This window comes from Nocardiopsis sp. CNZ308 (assembly GCF_004217075.1).
The window spans coordinates 1,402,177-1,421,648 of record NZ_SHKJ01000001.1 but is presented as its reverse complement, the minus strand read 5'-3'; the positions used below and the strand labels follow the sequence as shown (position 1 = coordinate 1,421,648).

Here is a 19,472-nt window from a genome sequence, read left to right as displayed (position 1 = left end):
CGACCGACCTAGCTGATGACCACCGTGGGCGGAAGGCCGGTGGAGGACTCCCACGCCTCGTCGCACTCGTTCTGGCTGGAGACCGTGTGCGCCAGGGCCGAGCAGTCCCGGTACTGCGCCATCTGCTCCTGGTACACCACGGCCACCGCGAACAGCGACAGCGACATCACGATCCCCAGCACGCCCACGACCACGCTCATCAGCGCGCCCGGCGCCTCGGTGCGGTTCGCCCGCGCGGCCCGCCTCGCCCGGAAACCCTGCACGACACCGAACACGGACAGCACGACCCCGTAGGGCGGCAGCAGCAGGCCGGCCGCCCCGAAGAACAGGCCCCACAGGCCGCCGCGTTCGGCTCTGGGCGGCTGCCCCTCGGTCCGGGACTCCGGGCTGTTGTCGGTCAAGGTTCACTCCTTATGCGCGCCCCGCTCGGGGCGCCGTGGTCGCCTCCGCCGCACGGAGGCTACCCGTCGTCCATGGTCACGCCGGTCCGCGGGCCGCCGAGACCCCCGTCACAGGCCGGCCAACACCCACTCCCCGTGGGTAGACGCTACCTGGACCGATAGGGTGGGAACGCGGGCGGGCCCAGCGGGCGCGCCCGTCACCCGCCCGTCACCCGCCACCACCCCCAACGGACGCCTCCGGCCCACGGAAGCCCGCGAGGGAGCGCCCGGCGGAGGACGATCGGGTCACCCGCACACCACGCCTCCGGCTCCGGCTCGCGCCGACCCCCGGACCGGCGTACGCGGGATCCGGATGCTGCGCCGTCCCCCGGCGCCCCCGGAAGGCGAGGGGCGGCTCTCGCACCGTTCTCTACACAATGGGAGAAGCATTGTCCGCGCGAGTGGTGGTCCTCATATCGGGCACGGGCAGCAACATGGCCGCCCTGTTGGAGGCGGCCGGGGACCCGGCCTACGGGGCGACCGTCGTCGCCGTCGGCTCCGACCGCGAGGGGACCCGCGGCATCGAGCTGGCCGATCAGGCCGGTGTGCCCGTGTTCGTCGTCCCCTTCCGCGACTACCCCGACCGCTCGCGGTGGAACGCCGCCATGGCCGAACGCATCAGCGAGCACCGCCCCGACCTGGTGGTCTCCGCGGGCTTCATGCGCATCCTCGGCCCCGCCGTGATCGGCAGCCACCCCGCGGTCAACATCCATCCCGCGCTGCTGCCCTCCTTCCCCGGCGCGCACGCCGTGCGTGACGCGCTCGCCCACGGTGTCCGCGTCACCGGCACCACCATCCACTTCCTCGACGAGGGCGTCGACTCCGGTCCGATCATCGACCAGGTCGCGGTACCCGTCGAGGACGGCGATGACGAAGCCAGCCTCCACGAGCGGATCAAGTCCGTGGAGCGGACGATGCTGGTCGACACGGTCGGCAGGCTCGCCCGCGAGGGCTGGACCATCGACGGCAGGCACGTGCGGTTCGGCCGCACCGAGCAGCGCGTCACCGACGCGACCGACACGAAGGAGAACCGGTGACCCAGCAGGCCATCAGGCGTGCGTTGATCAGCGTCTACGACAAGACCGGTCTGGAGGAGCTGGGCATCGGCCTGGCCGAGGCCGGGGTGGAGATCGTCTCCACCGGCTCCACCGCCGCGCGGCTGCGCGCGGCCGACATCCCCGTCACCCCCGTGGAGGACGTCACCGGCTTCCCCGAGATCATGGAGGGCCGCGTCAAGACGCTGCACCCCTCCGTGCACGCCGGGCTCCTGGCCGACCAGAACAACCCCGAGCACGTCGCCAGGATCAAGGAGCTGGGCATCGCCCCCTTCGACCTGGTCGTGGTCAACCTCTACCCCTTCCAGGACACCGTCGCCTCCGGCGCCTCCGAGGCCGACTGCATCGAGAAGATCGACATCGGCGGCCCCGCCATGGTGCGCGCCTCGGCCAAGAACCACGGCAGCGTCGCGATCGTGGTCGACCCGGGCGGCTACGACGCCGCCCTGGAGGCCGTCCGCGACGGCGGCTTCACCCTGGAACAGCGCAGGCGCCTGGCCGGGCTCGCCTTCCAGCACACCGCCGCCTACGACGCGGCCGTCGCCGACTGGTTCGCGGCCGACTACGCCCCCGACGCCGAGGCCGCCGAGTCGGGCTGGCCCGGTTTCCTGGCCACCGTCCACCACCGCAGGGACGTCCTGCGCTACGGCGAGAACCCCCACCAGAAGGCGGCGCTGTACACCGTCGCGGGCGCCCCGCGGACCGGCCTGGCCGGAGCCGAGCAGCTGCACGGCAAGGCGATGTCCTACAACAACTACGTGGACGCCGACGCCGCGCTGCGCGCCGCCCACGACTTCGACCAGCCGTGCGTGGCCATCATCAAGCACGCCAACCCGTGCGGGATCGCCGTCGGCGCCGACAACGCCGAGGCCCACCGCAGGGCGCACGCCTGCGACCCGGTGTCGGCCTACGGCGGAGTCATCGCCACCAACCGCCCCGTCGGCGAGGAGCTGGCCGGGCAGATCGCGGAGATCTTCACCGAGGTCGTCGTCGCCCCCGCCTTCGAGCCCGCGGCCGTGGAGATCCTCAGCCGCAAGAAGAACATCCGCCTGCTCGTGGCGCAGGGCTCCGGCCCCGGCGCGGGCGTGGAGCACCGCCAGATCAGCGGCGGCCTGCTGGTGCAGTCGCGCGACGCCATCGACGCCCCCGGCGACGACCCCTCCGCCTGGACCCTGGCCACCGGCGAGCCCGCCGACGAGGCCACCCTGGCCGACCTGGCCTTCGCCTGGAAGGCCGTGCGCGCGGTCAAGTCCAACGCCATCCTCCTGGCCTCCGACGGCGCCACCGTGGGCGTGGGCATGGGCCAGGTCAACCGCGTGGACTCCGCACGCCTGGCGGTCACGCGCGCGGGCGAGAGGGTGACCGGCTCCGTCGCGGCCAGCGACGCCTTCTTCCCCTTCCCCGACGGCCTGGAGATCCTCACCGGGGCGGGGGTCCGCGCCGTCGTCCAGCCCGGCGGCTCGGTCCGCGACGAGGAGGTCGTGGCCGCGGCCGAGGCGGCCGGCGTGACCATGTACCTCACCGGGACCCGGCACTTCTTCCACTGAGCGAGGAGACACACGCATGAGCGCGATCGTCCTGGACGGCAAGGCCGTCGCCAAGTCCATCCGTGAGGAGCTCTCCGAGCGGGTGGCGAAGCTGCACGACCGCGGCGTCACCCCCGGCCTGGGCACGGTCCTGGTCGGCGACGACCCGGGCAGCCACTCCTACGTGCGCGGCAAGCACCGCGACTGCGCGCAGGTGGGCATCGCCAGCATCCGCCGCGACCTGCCCGCCGACGCCACCCAGGAGCAGGTGGAGCAGGCCGTCCGCGAACTCAACCAGGACCCGGCCTGCACCGGCTACATCGTGCAGCTCCCGCTGCCCAAGGGGCTGGACGAGAACCGCGTGCTGGGCCTGATCGACCCGGTCAAGGACGCGGACGGCCTCCAGCCCTCCAACCTCGGCAAGCTGGTGCTGATGCAGGAGGCGCCGCTGCCGTGCACCCCGCGCGGCATCGTCGAGCTGCTCACCCGCTACGAGGTGCCGCTCAGGGGTGCCGAGGTGGTCGTGGTCGGGCGCGGCGTGACCGTGGGACGCCCCCTCGGCCTGCTGCTGACCCGCCGGTCGGAGAACGCCACCGTCACCCTGTGCCACACCGGCACCCGGGACCTGGCCGACCACACGCGCCGCGCGGACATCATCGTCGCCGGCGCCGGTGTGCCGGGCCTGATCACCAAGGACATGGTGAAGCCGGGCGCGGCCGTGCTGGACGTGGGCGTCTCGCGCACCGAGTCGGGCCTGGTCGGCGACGTCGTCCCCGACGTGGCCGAGGTGGCCGGGCACCTGTCGCCCAACCCCGGCGGCGTGGGCCCGATGACCCGGGCGATGCTGCTGGTGAACGTGGTGGAGGCCGCCGAGCGGCAGGCCGCCGCCCTCTAGCCACACCTCTTCCGGGCCCCGTCCGGGGACGGGGCCCGGCTCCGGCGTCACACACGGGCCGAAACCGTTCACTCCGAGTGACTGACCCCGGCCCGGCCGTCGGCGTGAGGCCCCCGCGGCGGGGCCGGGGGGAGTGCTCAGCTGGCCTTGCGGGCCGGTCCGCCCATCGGCATCGGCCGCACCAGGCCCAGCGCCACGACCTCGTTGGCCAGCCGCGTCCTGCGGTTCTGCCCCTCGGGGATGCGGAACTTCTGGTACAGCCGCAACAGGTGTTGTTTGACCGCCGCCTCGGTGACCACCAGCGCCTCGGCGATGTCCCGGGCGGTGGCGGGGGCCACGAAGGCCTCCTCCGACAGCGCGGGCTGGCACAGCGCGGTCAGCACGTCCAGCTCCCGGCGGGTGAGCTCGGGGGCGGCGCCGCGGCGCAGCTCGATGTCGGGGCTGATCTGCTCCTTGGGCAGTCCGCCGACACGGCAGCGCGCGGTGCCGAAGCTCACCACGTCGCCCTCCTCCAGCACCCGGCGGGCGATGGGGCGGCCGTTCACCCGGGTCCCGTTGCGCGACAGGCCCAGGTCCACCACGTAGACGTAGGGGCCGCGGCGGACCAGTTCGGCGTGCAGCTGGGAGACGCTCGGGTCGTTCAGCCGGATGTCGGCGCCCTCCCCTCGACCGATCGTGGTGACCTCACCGGCGAGCTGGCGTATGTCCCCGGTCTCTTCGATGCGGAGGTAGGGCCCGTCCACGGTGGTTCCTCCCGGAGTGGGGTGGCGCTGCCGGTGGGGGTGCGGGCGACGGTGGTGGAGGGGAGGCTGTCGTGGGGTGACGGTTCGGTCTACGCGTGGAGTGGGCTTCATGGGGGTGGTCCTCGCTCACCGGTGCACTCATCTCCAGCTTGGTTACCCGGGCGGTAAGCGTTCTACGCGCTTACTCCGGAGTTAGACGGATAAGGCGTGCAAATACGGCTCTGTGACCGAACCGGAAGCGGGAAACGGTCATGGGCCGTGGAGGCCCGGGCCAGACCGTTTCCGTGAGCCCTGAGGAGTCGGCGATACGGATCACTACAATGGGCGCAGTCTCTCCCGGACGGGAAGCCTCGCTTCCCGCGCGGCGCCGCCGAAACCCTCACGGACGCGAGCCTCCGGAGCGGTATTCGGTTTTCGGACAGCCAGTCCTCGACGGGTGGCCGGTCCGTGCCAGTTCCCGGGAGAAGACCGTGAACGAGCCGCGAGGCGGCCAAGCACATTCGTAACCGAACGGGTCGGGACGCGGTGGACAAGGCGGGGCAGGCGGATTTGGCGGACGCGGACGAGGGCGCTCCCGGTGCGAGGGCGCCGGGGGAGGCGGCCCGAGGCGGGCGGGTGCCCGAGGGGGGAGCGCCGGACGGGGGCGGCCCCGAGGGGCCCGGGCCCGGCGGCGGCTCCGCCCGGGACTCCGGGGAGGACTCCGGGGAGGTCGCGCGCGGGCGGACCGCCGGGGAGGAGGGGCCCGAGACGCCGTACTGGCTCTCGCAGGTGCCCTACTTCCTGGTCATGTCGGCGCTCGCGGCGGGGATCGTGGTCGTGGCCGCGGCCTACTTCAAGCGCGGACCGGCGATCATCGCGGGCGCGCTGCTGCTGGCGGCGACCTTCCGGGTGCTCCTGCCCCGGGACTGGGTCGGCATGCTCGCCGTGCGCCGCCGGTGGATCGACCTGCTCACCCTGACCACCCTCGCGGTCCTGCTGATCGTGCTGGCATGGGTGGCGCCGCAACTGTCCGCTTAGGCGTCGAATAAGCTTGACGTCGAGATACCGCGACACCGAGAAGCCACCGCCTCACCGGGGAGCACGGACCCCGGGCGGGACCGGTGGACCGCCGGGTGCGCGGACCGGCCCCCGGCCACGAGCCGGACACGGGTCCGCGGCGCACGAGGCGGCAGCGAAGACTGAAGGGACAGCCACACAGCCATGGCCAAGATCAAGGTCGAGAACCCCGTAGTCGAGCTCGACGGCGACGAGATGACCCGGATCATCTGGTCCTTCATCAAGGACCGTCTGATCCTCCCCTACCTCGACGTCGACCTGAAGTACTACGACCTGGGCATCGAGGAGCGCGACCGCACCGACGACCAGATCACCGTCGACGCGGCCAACGCCATCAAGGAGCACGGCGTCGGCGTCAAGTGCGCCACCATCACCCCGGACGAGGCCCGGGTCGAGGAGTTCGGCCTCAAGAAGATGTGGCGGTCGCCCAACGGCACCATCCGCAACATCCTCGGCGGCGTCGTCTTCCGCGAGCCCATCATCTGCGAGAACGTGCCCCGCCTGGTCCCGGGCTGGACCAAGCCGATCATCATCGGCCGCCACGCCCACGGCGACCAGTACAAGGCCACCGACTTCAAGGTGCCCGGCCCCGGCACGGTCACCATGACCTACACCCCGGCCGACGGCAGCGAGCCGGTCGAGTTCGACATCGCCAACTTCCCCGAGGCGGGCGGCGTCGCGATGGGCATGTACAACTTCCGCAAGTCCATCGAGGACTTCGCGCGCGCGAGCCTGAACTACGGCCTGGACCGCAACTACCCGGTCTACATGTCCACCAAGAACACGATCCTCAAGGCCTACGACGGCATGTTCAAGGACGTGTTCCAGGAGATCTTCGAGACCGAGTTCAAGGACCGCTTCGACTCCGCGGGCCTGACCTACGAGCACCGCCTCATCGACGACATGGTCGCCGCGGCGCTCAAGTGGGAGGGCGGCTACGTCTGGGCCTGCAAGAACTACGACGGTGACGTGCAGTCCGACACCGTCGCCCAGGGCTTCGGCTCCCTCGGCCTGATGACCTCCGTCCTGCGCACCGCGGACGGCCGCACGGTCGAGGCCGAGGCCGCCCACGGCACGGTGACCCGCCACTACCGCCAGCACCAGCAGGGCAAGCCCACCTCCACCAACCCGATCGCCTCCATCTTCGCGTGGACCCGCGGCCTGGAGCACCGGGGCAAGCTCGACAACACCCCCAAGGTCGTCGAGTTCGCCAACACCCTGGAGGACGTCGTCATCAAGACCGTCGAGGGCGGCCAGATGACCAAGGACCTCGCGCTGCTCGTCGGCGGCGACCAGGAGTTCCTGACCACGGAGCAGTTCCTCGCCGCCCTGGACGAGAACCTCGCCAAGCGCCTGGCCTGAGTCCCCGCGCACCGTCCGTGCGGCGGTGTACGCGGCGGGCCCGGTCCCGGACGGTCCCGATCGGGACCGTCCGGGTGAGACCTCGCTCACGCCCGGTCGCCCCCGAGGGGCGGCCGGGCGCCGTCGTGCCCGGGGCGGGGAGGGGCCCGCTCCCGAGGGGGCCCGGGTGTCGCAAACGCGGTGTTCGCGGGGTTCTGGGGCCGCGGTCGGCCAAAGTTTCCCGGCGTGTTTCCCGTGTTCGGCGTACATACGCGGGCCCGCGGTGGGAGGATGGCAACGCCGGACCACCGCAGAGGCCCAAGGGTGCGACATAGGCCACGTGCACAGGATTCGCACCTTAAGCGAGCTTTGACCTATTGTGGAGACGTGCCGGTGAGAACCGGCAGGCCAGAGCGGGTTTCGGCTCCTCTGCCACCATGACCGACGTGCCGGCCGTGCGCCCGCTGGGGGGTAGGCGCGCACAGTACGGAACGTCACGAAGAAGGGCCCGTCGCCTCGGCGACGGGCCCTTCGCCTTTCCCCGGACCGCCCGCTTCCCCCGGGCCGCGGCGGTCCGACGTCCGGCCTACTCCTGGAAGGCGCTCTCGGGGATCGGCTCCCCGGCCCGCATGGCGGCGAACATCTCCTCGGAGCGCACCTCGTCCCAGACCACCACCGAGCCGACCCCGTCCAGCGTGGGGGTCTGGCCCACGGGGATCGCGGTGGTCTGCGTACCGCCGCGCATCGCCAGGAGCATGCTGGCCAGGTGCCGCAGGTCGTCGCCCTCGTCCACCATGAAGGTGTCGGTGCCCGCGAGCACCAGCGGGATGGACTCGAAGGGGTTGAACAGCGTGGAGGGCGCGCTGGCCGTCTGGACCAGCGCCGAGAAGAACTCGCGCTGGCGGGCGATGCGGTCCAGGTCGGCGCGCGGCGTGGCCCGGGTGCGCACGTAGCCCAGGGCGGTGCCGCCGTCCATCGTCTGGCAGCCCGCCTCGATGTCCAGCCCGGCCTTGGGGTCGGCCATGGCCTCCTCCGGGCACAGCTCCACGCCGCCCACCGCGTCCACGATGTCGACGAAGCCGCCCATGCCGATCTCCACGTAGTGGTCGATGTGCACGCCCGAGGCGCGCTCGAAGGTCTCCACGAGGGGGGCGGGGCCGCCGCAGACCTCCTCGCCCGCGTCGTTCGTGCCGCACACGGCGTCGGCGAAGGCGGTGTTGATCTTGTTGTCGGCGTAACCGGGGACGGCGAGGGGGACGTAGGAGTCGCGGGGGACGCTGACGATGGTGGGGTCGCCCCCGTCGGGGATGTAGAGCACCATGATGGTGTCGGTCCGGCGGCCCTCGGCGTAGCCGGTGGCCATCTCGTCCATCTGCTCCTCGGACAGGCCCTGGCGGCTGTCGGAGCCCACGATCATGTAGGTCGTGCCGGGCTGCCCGTCCGGACGGCCCTCGTAGTCCAGCAGGGCCTCCACCCGCTCCAGTCGGGAGTTCGCGTACACGTAGAACCCGCCGACGAAGGCCAGGGGCAGGACCAGCACCAGCACCAGCACGGTCACCGTGATGGTGGTGGCCAGCCGGCGCTTGCGCTCCGTGCGCCTGCGCTCGATGCCGCGGCCGTCGTAGACGCGCCCGGCGCTGTGGGTGCGCCGGGGCCTCTGGGACTGCTGAGGCCTCTGGGACCGCCTCGGCCGCACCGGGGGCACGTCCTCGGCGGGCGGGAGCCGACGCGTCCCGCCGACCACCCTCTGCTCGGACTCGCGCGGGCGGTAGAGCTTCTCGAACTCGTCCGGCCTGCCCGGGGTCCCGCCGCGCCGGAACACGCCCTGCCTGTCGTGCTCGCCGGTGCGGCCGGGGTCGTCCCGGTTCCGTCGGTCAGCCATCGCATCGCCCATCTGCTCAGCGTCGTGGATCGCCTCGTCGCTTACTTCCACCCTGTGTGATCGCGAAAAGGGTAGCGGGGTTCGGCGCAATGTCACGGTTCGGCCTCTCGGATCCCGGAAGGCGCCCGCCGCGCGACCGCCTCCGCACGGGGTCCGGGGCCCGTGCCCGCCGCCCCGACCCGCTCAGCGCAGCCGGTGGGCGCCCGCGGAGGGCACCGCGGCGCGCACCCGCGGGGGGACCCGGCCGTCGGCGCGGAACTCCCGGGCCAGCGCCTCGCCGATCCCCTCCACGCGCTCCTCGGCGGCCAGGGCCAGCACGGTCCCCGCCCAGCCGGACATCCGCACCCCGCGCGCCCCGGCCCGCGCGGCGGTCTCCGCGGCCAGCTCCACCTCCGGCGTGGGCAGCCCGAAGCCGCGCAGGGACAGGTGGGAGGCGGACAGGATCGACCCGACCTCCCCGAAGCGCCCGGCGCGCAGCAGCCCCACGGCCGCGTTGAGCCGGTGCACCTCGGTCACCGCGTACTCGACCCGGCGGCGCAGCACGGGGTCCGGCAGGCTCGCCAGCGCCCCGGACAGGTCCTGGACGGCGCGCAGCGGCCCGAGCGTGCGCTGCGCGCGCTCCAGCTCGGCGGAGCGGGCCGCGCGCAGGTCGCGCCGGGGCAGGGCGCCGGTGTCCACCACCACGAGCCTCAGCCCGGCCTCGGCGAGGTCGAACGGCAGCACGGTGGTGCGCAGGCTCCTCAGGTTCACCCGGACCGCGCACCCGGGGCGGGCCGCCAGGGCCACCCGCTGGTCGGCGGTGGCGCCCTCGGGCGGGGGACCGCCGCCCAGGTCGGCCAGGGCCAGCGCCACCGCCGCGCCCACGGCGGCCGCGTAGCCCAGGGAGGCGTGTTCGGGCAGGTCCGCGCCCAGCACCGCGCGCACGCCCGTGTCTCCGCCCAGGACACCCGTCCGGCGCGCGGCGGCCACGGCCCCGGCCACCGCGCGCGCCGCCGCCCCCCGGGGGCGCAGCGGGCCGCTCGGGGCGGCCACGTGCACGCCCGGGTCCGGCGCGGGGCCCACGGCGGCCGTCACGCCCCAGGGCAGGGCGGCGTACAGCCCGGCCCCCGCACCGGCCGCGGTGTGCTCGCCCATGACCGCCAGGCGCCCCGGCGCGTGCCACACGCCCGCCGGCGGCGCCTGGAACCGCGTCCGGTACTCCCCGACCAGTGCGTCGGCGTCCGGCGCCTCCTCGGGCCAGTCCCCCCGAGGCCCCGCCGACCGCACACCCAACACGGCACGCAGCCGCGCCCCCGCGCCCCCCACCAAGGCCCCCTTCCGCCGGATGGATCTTCGTCCCCCAAGTCTGCCCAAGGCCCGGACGTGTCCGTGATCACCCCCGCTGAAGCGCTTCGTCCCGCACGGGGGTGTTCGCCGCCGAATCCGACGCGCAGGCTTCACGGGGGAGCGCGGCGCCGCTACGGTTGCGGGCCACCGGTGACCTCGGAGCCGCGCGGGGTAGGGACACGGGTGACACGTGCGACGGAGAGGGAGGCCGTGTGGCCGCAGCGCTGGACCGGGCCAGGGACACCGGCAGGCACTACCGGAACCTGGGCATGGACGCGTACTGGGAGCTGCGCAGGCGCAGGCCCGCCCTCGACCACCTGGTCCGGGCCTACGAGCGCTACGCCGACCGCAACGGCAACCAGCTGGCCGGGGCGGTCACCTACTTCGCCTTCCTGTCCTTCTTCCCCCTGCTGGCGCTGGCCTTCGCCGGGGTCGGCTACCTCGCCGCCGTGCAGGTCGAGGTGGGCGACTACCTCCAGCAGGCGCTGGACGGCGTGCTGCCGGGCCTGTCCGAGCAGCTGCCCATCGACGAGATCGCCCAGGCCCGCGTGGGCGCCGGTGTCATCGGCGTGCTCGGTCTGCTCTACGCGGGCCTGAACGCGGTGTCGGCGCTGCGCGAGGCCCTGCACTCCATCTGGCTCAAGAACCTCAAGGAGGGCCCCAACCTCCTCCTGCGCAAGCTGGCCGACCTGCTGGTCATGCTGGGCCTGGGCGCGGCGCTGCTGCTCGCGGTGGCCTTCACCAGCGTCGCCCAGACCGCCACGCAGTGGCTCCTCGGGCTGGTGGGCCTGGACGGCTCGCTCCTGGCCAACCTGTCCCTGCGCGCGCTGGCCCTGGCCATCGCGGTCGGCGCCAACATGGCGATCTTCGTGCTGGCCTTCGCGCTGCTGTCGGGCAGCGGGCGGTCCACGCGGATGATGTGGAGGGGAGCCCTGCTGGGCGCGGTCGGGTTCGAGGTCCTCAAGGCCGCGGCGGCGGTGCTGCTGGCCGGGACGCTCGGCAACCCCGTCTACGCGTCCTTCGCCGTCCTGGTCGGGCTGCTGGTGTGGATCAACCTCGTGATGCGCCTGGTGATGTTCAGCGCGGCGTGGACGGCCACGTGGCTGCCGATGCCGCCGCCCTACACCGGTTCCCTGCCCCTGCCGGAGGAGCACGGCATGGACTGGTCCCGCCAGGACTGGGCCTCGGGGGTGACGGCGCGGATGGCGGCGCGGGAGGCGGCCGAGCGCCGCCGGGCACGGCGCGCGCTGGCCGGGGTGTTGTCCCTGCTGGGAGCGGCAGGCGCCGCGGGCACTACGGCGTGGGCGCTGCGCCGACGCCGCGGCGACCCCGCGTAGGCGTTCCGGCGGCACGCCCGGACCAGACATTCTTTCCACGGAATTCGCATGAAGCGAGGCGATTGTCCCGTATGTGTGCGGTGCGTGAGGGGTAGTCCTCCCCTGTCCCGGTTGACCGGTTCTCCGGGGCGCGACGGTGCGACGGCCGGGGACGGCCGCAAACACCCCCTTCGGAGGGCAGATGGGAATCGCATTCAACTCGTCCGAACGCGCGACGATCGGAGTGGAGTGGGAACTCCAGCTCGTCGACCGGCGCAGTCGGCACCTGAGACAGGAGGCGCCCAAGCTCCTGGCCGAACTCCCCGAGCTCAGCTCCGACTCCGCCGCGCCGCTGCGCCACGAGCTCATGCAGTCCCAGGTGGAGGTCGTGACCGGGATCTGCGAGACGGTCGAGGAGGCCAAGGGGGACCTGGGCCGCAACATCGACCGCATGAGGGAGGTCCTCACGCCCTGGGGGACCACGCTGACCTGCTCGGGAACCCATCCCATCGACGACTGGCGCGACCAGGAGCTCAGCCCCGGCGAGCGCTACGGCGAGCTGGTCGAGCAGATGCAGTGGCTGGTCCGGCGCATCCTGACGTGCGGCGTCCACGTCCACGTCGGCGTGCGCGACAGGGACAAGGCCATCCCCATGGTCAACGCCCTGTCGCGCTACCTGCCGCACTTCCTCGCCCTGAGCGCGTCCAGCCCGTTCTGGGGCGGACAGGACACCGGCCTGGCCTCCTCCCGGTCCGTCATCTTCGGCACGCTGCCCACCGCGGGGCCGCCGCCGAACCTTCCGCACTGGGCCGCTTTCGAGGAATACCTCGAAACGCTTCTCCGGGCAGGTACCATCGCCTCTATCAAGGAAGTGTGGTGGGACATCCGTCCGCACCCTGATTTCGGCACCATCGAGATCCGGATGTTCGACGGTATTCCCACCCTGCGCGAGGTGGGAATGGCCGCCGCGCTCTCTCAGAGCCTGGTGGAGCTGTTCGATCACCAGCTCGACCGCGGGTACGGACTGCCCAGCCCGCCGTCCTGGGTGGTGAAGGACAACAAGTGGCGTGCCACCCGCTACGGACTCGACGCTCGTGTCATCACGGACGCTCGCGGAACCACGGTTCCGCTCCGCGACGACCTGTACGAGCTGGTCCGCGAGCTGAGACCGGTCGCGACCCGCCTGGGTTGCGCCGAGGACCTGGACCTGATCTCCGAGATCCTGGACAAGGGCGCCTCCTACGAACGTCAGCGCGCGGTCATCGCCGAGGGCGGGACCCTCGACGACGTCGTGGACATGCTCGCCGCCGAGCTCCAGGGCGGTCCTCCCACCCGCGCAAGGGTCGGTGCCGGCGACGGAGCCGGTACGCGCTGAGACGTGGAGAAGAGGGGACCCTCGCATGCAGGGACATGACCTGCCGGAACAGTTGACCGCTTTCCTGGCGCGGCACGGGCGGGAGCTGAGCGGCTTCCGCAGGGACCTGCACATGCACCCCGAACTCGCCTTCGCCGAACACCGCACCACCGGGCGGATCGCCGAACGCCTGCGCGAGGTGGGCCTCGGCCCGCGGGAACTGCCCCAGGGCACCGGTCTGGTCTGCGACATCGGATCCGGCACCGGTCCCCTGGTGGCCCTGCGCGCCGACATCGACGCCCTGCCCCTGACGGACGAGAAGGACGTCCCCTACCGCTCCACCGTGCCGGGGGTCGCCCACGCCTGCGGGCACGACGTGCACACCACGGTCGTGCTGGCGGCCGGGGTCTTCCTGGCGCAGCTGGAGCGGGCGGGCGCGCTGCCCGGCCGGGTCCGGCTCATCTTCCAGCCCGCCGAGGAGCTCCCCGGCGGCGCCGTGGAGGTGATCAACGCCGGGGCCATGGAGGGCGTGGACCGGATCTTCGCCCTGCACTGCGACCCCCGCCTGGTGACGGGCCGGGTCGGGCTGCGCACGGGCGGCATCACCGCCGCCTGCGACCAGCTCATGGTGCGCCTGTCGGGCCCGGGCGGGCACACCGCGCGCCCGCACCTGACCTCCGACCTCGTCTACGCCCTGGGCAAGGTCGTCACCGAGCTGCCCGCCGCGCTGTCGCGGCGGATCGACCCCCGGGCCGGGTTCAGCCTGGTGTGGGGCAGGATCAGCGCCGGCTCCGCGCCCAACGTCATCCCCGACGACGCCGTCGCCGAGGGCACCGTGCGCTGCCTGGACGACGAGGCCTGGCACGCGGCTCCCGACATCGTCAAGGGGCTGGTGGAGTCGGTGGCCTCGGCCTACGGCGCCGAGGCCGAGGTGACCTACCGGCGGGGCGTGCCGCCCACCATCAACGAGGCGACCAGCGTGGCCCTCATGCGCGAGGCCGTCACCGCCGCCCTGGGCCCCGAGGCGGCGGCCTCCACCCCGCAGAGCCTGGGCGGCGAGGACTTCGCCTGGTACCTGGAGCACGTCCCCGGCGCGCTGGCCCGCCTGGGCACCCACTCCCCGGACTGGGACGGCCCCATGCTGGACCTGCACCGGGGCACCTTCGACGTGGACGAGCGCGCCATCGGAACGGGCACCCGCTTCATGGTGACCACCGCGCTGACGGCGCTGTGGGAGAGCGCGCGCCGCGACACCCGCGTGGACACCGAGGAGGCCATGGCCTGAGGCGGCCCGCCGCCCCGGCCGCCCGACGCGGCGACCCGCGTCCGCCTGTCGGGGCGGCTCCCCGGCTGGTGGCATCCTGAATCCATGAACCAGCCACTCACAGTCGACCAGATCCGGCGGGCGCCGAAGGTACTGCTGCACGACCACCTCGACGGCGGGCTGCGCCCGGCCACCGTCGTGGAACTGGCCCGGGAGACCGGCTACACCGGTCTGCCCACCTACGACGCGCAGGAGTTGGGGCGGTGGTTCCGCGAGGCCTCCGACTCCGGCTCACTGGAGCGCTACCTGGAGACGTTCGCGCACACCACGGCGGTCATGCAGACCCGTGACGCCCTGGTGCGGGTCGCCGCCGAGGCCGCGGAGGACCTGGCCGCCGACGGCGTGGTCTACGCCGAGCAGCGCTACGCCCCCGAGCAGCACCTGGAGGCCGGGCTCACCCTGGAGGAGGTCGTCGAGGCCGTCCAGGAGGGCCTCGAACTCGGCCAGAAGCGCGCCGCCGACCAGGGGCGCAGCATCCGCACCGGCCAGCTCGTCACCGCCATGCGCCACGCCGCGCGCTCCTCGGAGATCGCCGAGCTGGCGGTCCGCTACCGCGACGCGGGCGTGGCCGGGTTCGACATCGCGGGCGCCGAGGCGGGCAACCCGCCCACCCGGCACCTGGACGCGTTCGAGTACCTGCGCCGGGAGAACTTCCACTTCACCATCCACGCGGGTGAGGCGTTCGGCCTGCCCTCCATCTGGGAGGCCCTCCAGTGGTGCGGGTGCGACCGCCTGGGCCACGGCGTGCGCATCATCGACGACATCGACACCGACACCGGCGGCGCACCGCGACTGGGCCGCCTGGCCCAGTACGTGCGCGACAAGCGGGTGCCGCTGGAGATGTGCCCCAGCTCCAACGTGCAGACCGGAGCCGCGGAGTCCATCGCCGACCACCCCATCCGGCTCCTGCGCGACCTGCGCTTCCGCGTCACCGTCAACACCGACAACCGCCTCCAGAGCGGCACCAGCCTGTCCGAGGAGTTCGCCCGCCTCTGCGAGGCCTTCGGGTACGGCTGGGACGACGTCCAGTGGTTCACGGTCAACGCCATGAAGTCGGCCTTCCTGCCCTTCGACGAGCGCCTCGCGCTGATCAACGGGGTCATCAAGCCCGGCTTCGCGCAGCTGAAGTGGACGACCCCCTGATGGACGGACCCAACCCCACCACCCACTACTCCACCTTCACGCGGGTGGCGGCGATCGTGTGGATCGTGATCGCGGCCCTGCTGCTGGTGGACGTGCTCCTGCGCGGCGAGGGCCGCCAGGCCTGGATCGCGGGGGCCCTGCTGATCGCGACCGTCTCCGCGGTGTACCTGGTCTGGCTGCGTCCGCGCGTGGTCTCCACCGAACGCGGTCTGAGGGTGGTCAACCCGCTGCGCGAGACCTTCGTGCCGTGGGCGGCGGTGCTCTGGGTGGACGTCACCGACGTCCTGCGGGTGCACACGCCGGGGGGCGTGGTGCGCTCGTGGCCGCTGCGCGAGACCAAGCGCCAGCGGGTCCGCGACAACATGCGCCGGGAGGGGGGATTCCTCGATCCGGACGACGACGGGGACCCCGCCTCCACGCGTCCGGTGGACCTGGCCGCCCGGCAGCTGCGCCAGGACGCCGAGCGCCACAAGGCGCGCCCGCTCAGCGGGCCGGTCAGGGACGTGGACGAGGCGGGCCCCGCCGCGCTGGGCGCGGAGGACGAGCCCCAGACCATGGTCCCCCTGGAGGTGATCGTGGTCGTCGGCGCGACCGCGGCCCTGCTCGTGGCGGTGTTCCTGCTGGCCTGAGCACAGCCCCTCCCGGATCCGACCCGGCCCCCACCCCCGTGTGGCGGTCGGGTCCGCCATGTCGGGGGTTGACGCGCTTCCCGAGTTCTGGTTAGGTAAGGCATGCCTAAGGGAGAGTGTTCCGGGCGGGCGACTTCGCGCGGATGGCCGTCCGCCCGGACCTTCCCCGAGGGCGACGCGCGCGGTCCAACTGAATAACGGAAGTACAAGGTGCCCAGGTCGCGAGTCCAACGGGATCTGCGGGGATTCCGCGCGACGCGGGCACCGGGGCAAGCACTGCCTCCGACCGGAACCCGGTCGGTACCGTCCACCCCCAGGCCTCGGGGTGTACGCTCGCCACGCCGGTACCGGACGGGCCCGGTCGGAGGCGCCCCACCCCCACGGTTTCCTCCAGGCCCGGCTTCTAGGCCTGGCCGATCACCCTGTTGAGCAGTTCGCCCAGCCTGCGGGCCCGCTGGGTGACCACATCCAGGGCGCGCTCGGCCTCGAAGGGCTCGAACACCGCCCCCACGGCGTCGTTGCTGACCACCGCCAGCCCCAGCACCTCGGCGCCCGCCTCCACCGCCGCGACCGCCTCCAGGGCGATCGAGTGGCCCACCAGGTCCGCGCCCGCCTGGTGCAGCACCTTCAGCTCCGCCGGGGTCTGCGTCTGCGGCCCCGTCGTGCACGCGTACACACCCTCGGGGACCGAGGCGTCCGCCTGCTGGACGGCCCGCCGCAGCCGGGGGCTGTAGGCCGACGACAGGTCCACGAACGAGGGCCCCACCAGCGGAGACCGGGCGGTCAGGTTGATGTGGTCGCGCACCACCACGGGCTGCCCCGTGGCGAAGTCCGTGCGCAGCGACCCGGCGGCGCCCGTCAGCACGGCGGTCCTCGCACCGGCGGCCACGCCCGTGCGGACCGCGTGGGCCACCTCCAGCGGGCCGCGGCCCTCGTAGAGGTGGACGCGCCCCATGAACACGATGACGCGCCTGTCGCCCACCCACATGCTGCGGATCTTGCCGGAGTGCCCCTCGGCGGCGGGTTCGTGGAAGCCGGGAAGGTCGGCGGCGTCCAGCTCGATGTCGTACGAGCCCAGCGTGTCCACCGCGCCCGCCCAGCCCGAACCGAGCACCACCAGCGCGTCGAAGCTGTCGGCACCGGTACGGGACAGGAGTTCGCGCGCCGCGTCGGCCGCCAGCTCCTTGGCCTCGCCGGTCGTCCTCGGCTGCTGCTCTGGTTCCGTCACACGACGGATGCTACCTCCGGGTGACCGCGGCGTCCGGGAGCGTGCGCACGTGTGTTCCCGCGCCCGGTCGCACGGCGGACGCGGTGGTCACAGCTCGGTGGGCAGGCACTCCCGGGCGAGCAGCTCGGAGACGTACCAGTCGGGCGCCCCGGCCTTCTCGGCGGCCACCGCCAGCTCGCCCAGCTGGATCGCCGAGGGCATTCCGCCCTCGTAGCCGTCGAGCACGTAGGCCCAGGCCGTCACCACGCCGTGGTCGGCCGTCCGGGCGCGCACCGTGACCTTGCGGTAGGCCCGCCCGTCACCCGCGACCGACCACAGCGCCCGCCTGCGCCGCAGGTCCTCGTACTCGTCCTCGGACACGCCCCGCAGGCGGTGCTGACCCCCGCGCGGCGTCTCCAGGGCGCCCTGCCAGAAGTCCAAGTGGGGTTCGTCCCATTCCATGAGGTCGTACAGCGCCACGAACACCCGCCGACCAGCGTCCTCGACCAGGGTCGCCAGCGCGCCCCCGGGCTCGGGCAGGCACTCGCCGAAGGTCAGCCGCCAACCCTCCAACCAGCCCGTGGTGATCAGGGGCGAGTGCGGGGCCCGCCGGGCCATCTGCCCGGGGTGGAGACTGGTTCCGTACGCCGCGTAGATGGACACGGGGCCATCGTAGACCGGTTGGCCCGGGGTGCCTGCTATTTCCCCCGGTCGGCATGGCCGACAATGGGAGCAAGCGACGAAAACAGGTGGTGCCGCGCCATGCCCGCATATCACCCGGACCGGGGACGCGCGTGGCGGCCAGGCAGCAGAGGGAGTGAGGCTAGCGTGACGAAGGTCGTGATCATCGGTGGCGGACCCGGGGGCTACGAGGCGGCACTGGTCGCCGCGCAGCTCGGCGCGGACGTGACGGTGGTGGAACGCGACGGTATCGGCGGCGCCTGCGTCCTCACCGACTGCGTGCCCTCCAAGAGCCTGATCGCCACGTCCACCCGCACCACGTACGTACGCGAGTCCGACAGCCTCGGCATCCGTATCCGCGACGCCCAGGACGAGGACGCGGTCCGCGTGGACACCGACCGGATCAACACCCGCATCAAACTCCTGGCCCAGGCGCAGTCCGAGGACACCCGCGCCCGCCTGGTCAAGGAGGGCGTGGAGGTGATCAGCGGCGAGGCCCGCCTGGTCGACCCGCACATCGTGGCCGTGGGCGACCAGCGCCTGCGCGCCGACGTCGTCCTCATCGCCACGGGCGCCCACCCCCGCGAACTGCCGTCCGCCAAGCCCGACGGCGAGCGCATCCTCACCTGGCGCCACCTCTACGACATGGAGGAGCTGCCGGAGAGGCTGATCGTGGTCGGCTCCGGCGTCACCGGCGCCGAGTTCGCCAGCGCCTACCAGTCGCTCGGCTCCCAGGTCACCCTGGTCTCCTCGCGCGACCGCGTCATGCCCACCCAGGACCCCGACGCCGCCGAGGTGCTGGAGCAGGTCTTCATGCGCCGCGGCATGACCGTCCTCAACAAGACCCGCGCCGAGTCGGTGGTGCGCACCGACGAAGGCGTGCTCGTCACCCTCTCCGACGGCCGCACCGTGGAGGGCAGCCACTGCCTGATGACGGTCGGCATGATCCCCAACACCCAGGACCTGGGCCTGGAGGAGGCCGGTGTCCGCCTGGGCGACGGCGGCTTCGTCGAGGTCGACCGGGTCTCGCGCACCACCGTCCCCGGCGTGTACGCCGCGGGCGACTGCACGGGCGTGAACATGCTGGCCTCCGTGGCCGCCATGCAGGGGCGCATCGCCATGTGGCACGCGCTCGGCGAGGCCGTGTCCCCGCTCAAGCTCTCCACCGTGGCCTCCACCGTGTTCACCCACCCCGAGCTGGCCGCCGTGGGCGCCAGCGAGGACGACGTGCGCAGCGGCCGGATCGACGGCCGGTCGGTCACCCTGCCGCTCAACACCAACCCGCGCGCCAAGATGAACGAGGTCAAGGACGGCTTCGTCAAGCTGATCTGCCGCCAGCACACCGGCATCGTTCTGGGCGGGGTCATCGTCGGACCGCGCGCCAGCGAACTCATCCTGGGCGTGTCCATCGCCGTCCAGCAGCGCCTGACCGTGGACGACATCGCGCACACCTTCTCGGTGTACCCGTCGCTGTCGGGCAGCGTGACCGAGGCCGCCCGCTCGCTCATGCTGGCCTCCCCGGAGTAGGCCGCCCCTTTTTATCCGCTCCTGACA

The 19,472-nt window shown here is 72.8% G+C and carries 17 protein-coding genes; 11 read left to right on the top strand and 6 right to left on the bottom strand.

Going from position 1 to position 19,472, the window contains the following annotated elements:
* Window positions 1-8: 8 nt before the first annotated feature.
* Complete coding sequence (locus EV372_RS06060; RefSeq protein WP_130395193.1) at window positions 9-401, bottom strand: DUF4190 domain-containing protein; 393 nt, start codon at window positions 399-401, stop codon at window positions 9-11.
* Between the two features lie 440 nt (window positions 402-841).
* Here EV372_RS06060 and purN point away from each other — a divergent pair, with 440 nt between their 5' ends.
* From purN to EV372_RS06045, 3 genes are read left to right on the top strand one after another with little or no spacing between them, the layout of a single operon-like run.
* Complete coding sequence (purN, locus tag EV372_RS06055) at window positions 842-1,477, top strand: phosphoribosylglycinamide formyltransferase (protein WP_130395192.1); 636 nt, start codon at window positions 842-844, stop codon at window positions 1,475-1,477.
* On the top strand, window positions 1,474-3,042 hold the full coding sequence (gene purH, locus EV372_RS06050; protein ID WP_130395191.1) for a bifunctional phosphoribosylaminoimidazolecarboxamide formyltransferase/IMP cyclohydrolase: 1,569 nt from the start codon (window positions 1,474-1,476) through the stop codon (window positions 3,040-3,042). Before purN ends, purH begins: the two co-directional genes overlap by 4 nt.
* A 16-nt stretch (window positions 3,043-3,058) precedes the next feature.
* Complete coding sequence (locus tag EV372_RS06045) at window positions 3,059-3,916, top strand: bifunctional methylenetetrahydrofolate dehydrogenase/methenyltetrahydrofolate cyclohydrolase (protein WP_130395190.1); 858 nt, start codon at window positions 3,059-3,061, stop codon at window positions 3,914-3,916.
* A 137-nt stretch (window positions 3,917-4,053) separates the two neighbouring features.
* Here EV372_RS06045 and EV372_RS06040 read toward each other — a convergent pair whose 3' ends face one another.
* Window positions 4,054-4,659, bottom strand: a complete 606-nt coding sequence (locus tag EV372_RS06040) for an FHA domain-containing protein (protein ID WP_013154966.1) — start codon at window positions 4,657-4,659, stop codon at window positions 4,054-4,056.
* Between the two features lie 525 nt (window positions 4,660-5,184).
* Here EV372_RS06040 and EV372_RS06035 point away from each other — a divergent pair.
* Both EV372_RS06035 and EV372_RS06030 read left to right on the top strand, forming a co-directional pair.
* Entirely contained in the window at window positions 5,185-5,676 is a 492-nt protein-coding gene (locus tag EV372_RS06035; protein ID WP_130395189.1) for a DUF3017 domain-containing protein, read from the top strand.
* Between the two features lie 183 nt (window positions 5,677-5,859).
* Window positions 5,860-7,077 carry an NADP-dependent isocitrate dehydrogenase gene (locus tag EV372_RS06030; protein ID WP_013154964.1) on the top strand — a complete coding sequence of 406 codons (1,218 nt, stop codon included), beginning with the start codon at window positions 5,860-5,862 and terminating at the stop codon, window positions 7,075-7,077.
* A gap of 565 nt (window positions 7,078-7,642) precedes the next feature.
* Here EV372_RS06030 and EV372_RS06025 read toward each other — a convergent pair.
* Together EV372_RS06025 and EV372_RS06020 are read right to left on the bottom strand one after the other, a co-directional pair.
* Window positions 7,643-8,938 carry an LCP family protein gene (locus EV372_RS06025; RefSeq protein WP_130395188.1) on the bottom strand — a complete coding sequence of 432 codons (1,296 nt, stop codon included), beginning with the start codon at window positions 8,936-8,938 and terminating at the stop codon, window positions 7,643-7,645.
* 183 nt (window positions 8,939-9,121) lie between these two features.
* On the bottom strand, window positions 9,122-10,243 hold the full coding sequence (locus EV372_RS06020) for a galactokinase family protein (RefSeq protein ID WP_130395187.1): 1,122 nt from the start codon (window positions 10,241-10,243) through the stop codon (window positions 9,122-9,124).
* A gap of 233 nt (window positions 10,244-10,476) precedes the next feature.
* On the opposite strand from EV372_RS06020, the gene EV372_RS06015 reads away from it, so the two are divergent.
* From EV372_RS06015 to EV372_RS05995, 5 genes are all read left to right on the top strand, one after another.
* Complete coding sequence (locus EV372_RS06015) at window positions 10,477-11,601, top strand: YhjD/YihY/BrkB family envelope integrity protein (protein WP_130395186.1); 1,125 nt, start codon at window positions 10,477-10,479, stop codon at window positions 11,599-11,601.
* Between the two features lie 181 nt (window positions 11,602-11,782).
* Window positions 11,783-12,955 carry a glutamate--cysteine ligase gene (locus tag EV372_RS06010; RefSeq protein WP_130395185.1) on the top strand — a complete coding sequence of 391 codons (1,173 nt, stop codon included), beginning with the start codon at window positions 11,783-11,785 and terminating at the stop codon, window positions 12,953-12,955.
* 25 nt (window positions 12,956-12,980) lie between these two features.
* Window positions 12,981-14,219: a M20 family metallopeptidase gene (locus EV372_RS06005; RefSeq protein WP_130395184.1), complete on the top strand. Its 1,239-nt coding sequence runs from the start codon at window positions 12,981-12,983 to the stop codon at window positions 14,217-14,219.
* A gap of 84 nt (window positions 14,220-14,303) precedes the next feature.
* Window positions 14,304-15,401, top strand: coding sequence for an adenosine deaminase (locus EV372_RS06000; RefSeq protein ID WP_130395183.1), 1,098 nt, complete (start codon window positions 14,304-14,306; stop codon window positions 15,399-15,401).
* Window positions 15,401-16,030 carry a PH domain-containing protein gene (locus tag EV372_RS05995; protein WP_197044368.1) on the top strand — a complete coding sequence of 210 codons (630 nt, stop codon included), beginning with the start codon at window positions 15,401-15,403 and terminating at the stop codon, window positions 16,028-16,030. The genes EV372_RS06000 and EV372_RS05995 overlap by 1 nt, the downstream gene beginning before the upstream one ends.
* 403 nt (window positions 16,031-16,433) lie before the next feature.
* Here EV372_RS05995 and EV372_RS05990 read toward each other — a convergent pair whose 3' ends face one another.
* Together EV372_RS05990 and EV372_RS05985 are read right to left on the bottom strand one after the other, a co-directional pair.
* Window positions 16,434-17,258: a purine-nucleoside phosphorylase gene (locus EV372_RS05990; protein ID WP_130395181.1), complete on the bottom strand. Its 825-nt coding sequence runs from the start codon at window positions 17,256-17,258 to the stop codon at window positions 16,434-16,436.
* A gap of 87 nt (window positions 17,259-17,345) precedes the next feature.
* Window positions 17,346-17,900: a gamma-glutamylcyclotransferase family protein gene (locus EV372_RS05985; RefSeq protein WP_197044367.1), complete on the bottom strand. Its 555-nt coding sequence runs from the start codon at window positions 17,898-17,900 to the stop codon at window positions 17,346-17,348.
* Window positions 17,901-18,065: 165 nt separating this feature from the next.
* Here EV372_RS05985 and EV372_RS05980 point away from each other — a divergent pair, with 165 nt between their 5' ends.
* Window positions 18,066-19,445: an NAD(P)H-quinone dehydrogenase gene (locus tag EV372_RS05980; protein WP_130395180.1), complete on the top strand. Its 1,380-nt coding sequence runs from the start codon at window positions 18,066-18,068 to the stop codon at window positions 19,443-19,445.
* Window positions 19,446-19,472 lie beyond the last annotated feature (27 nt).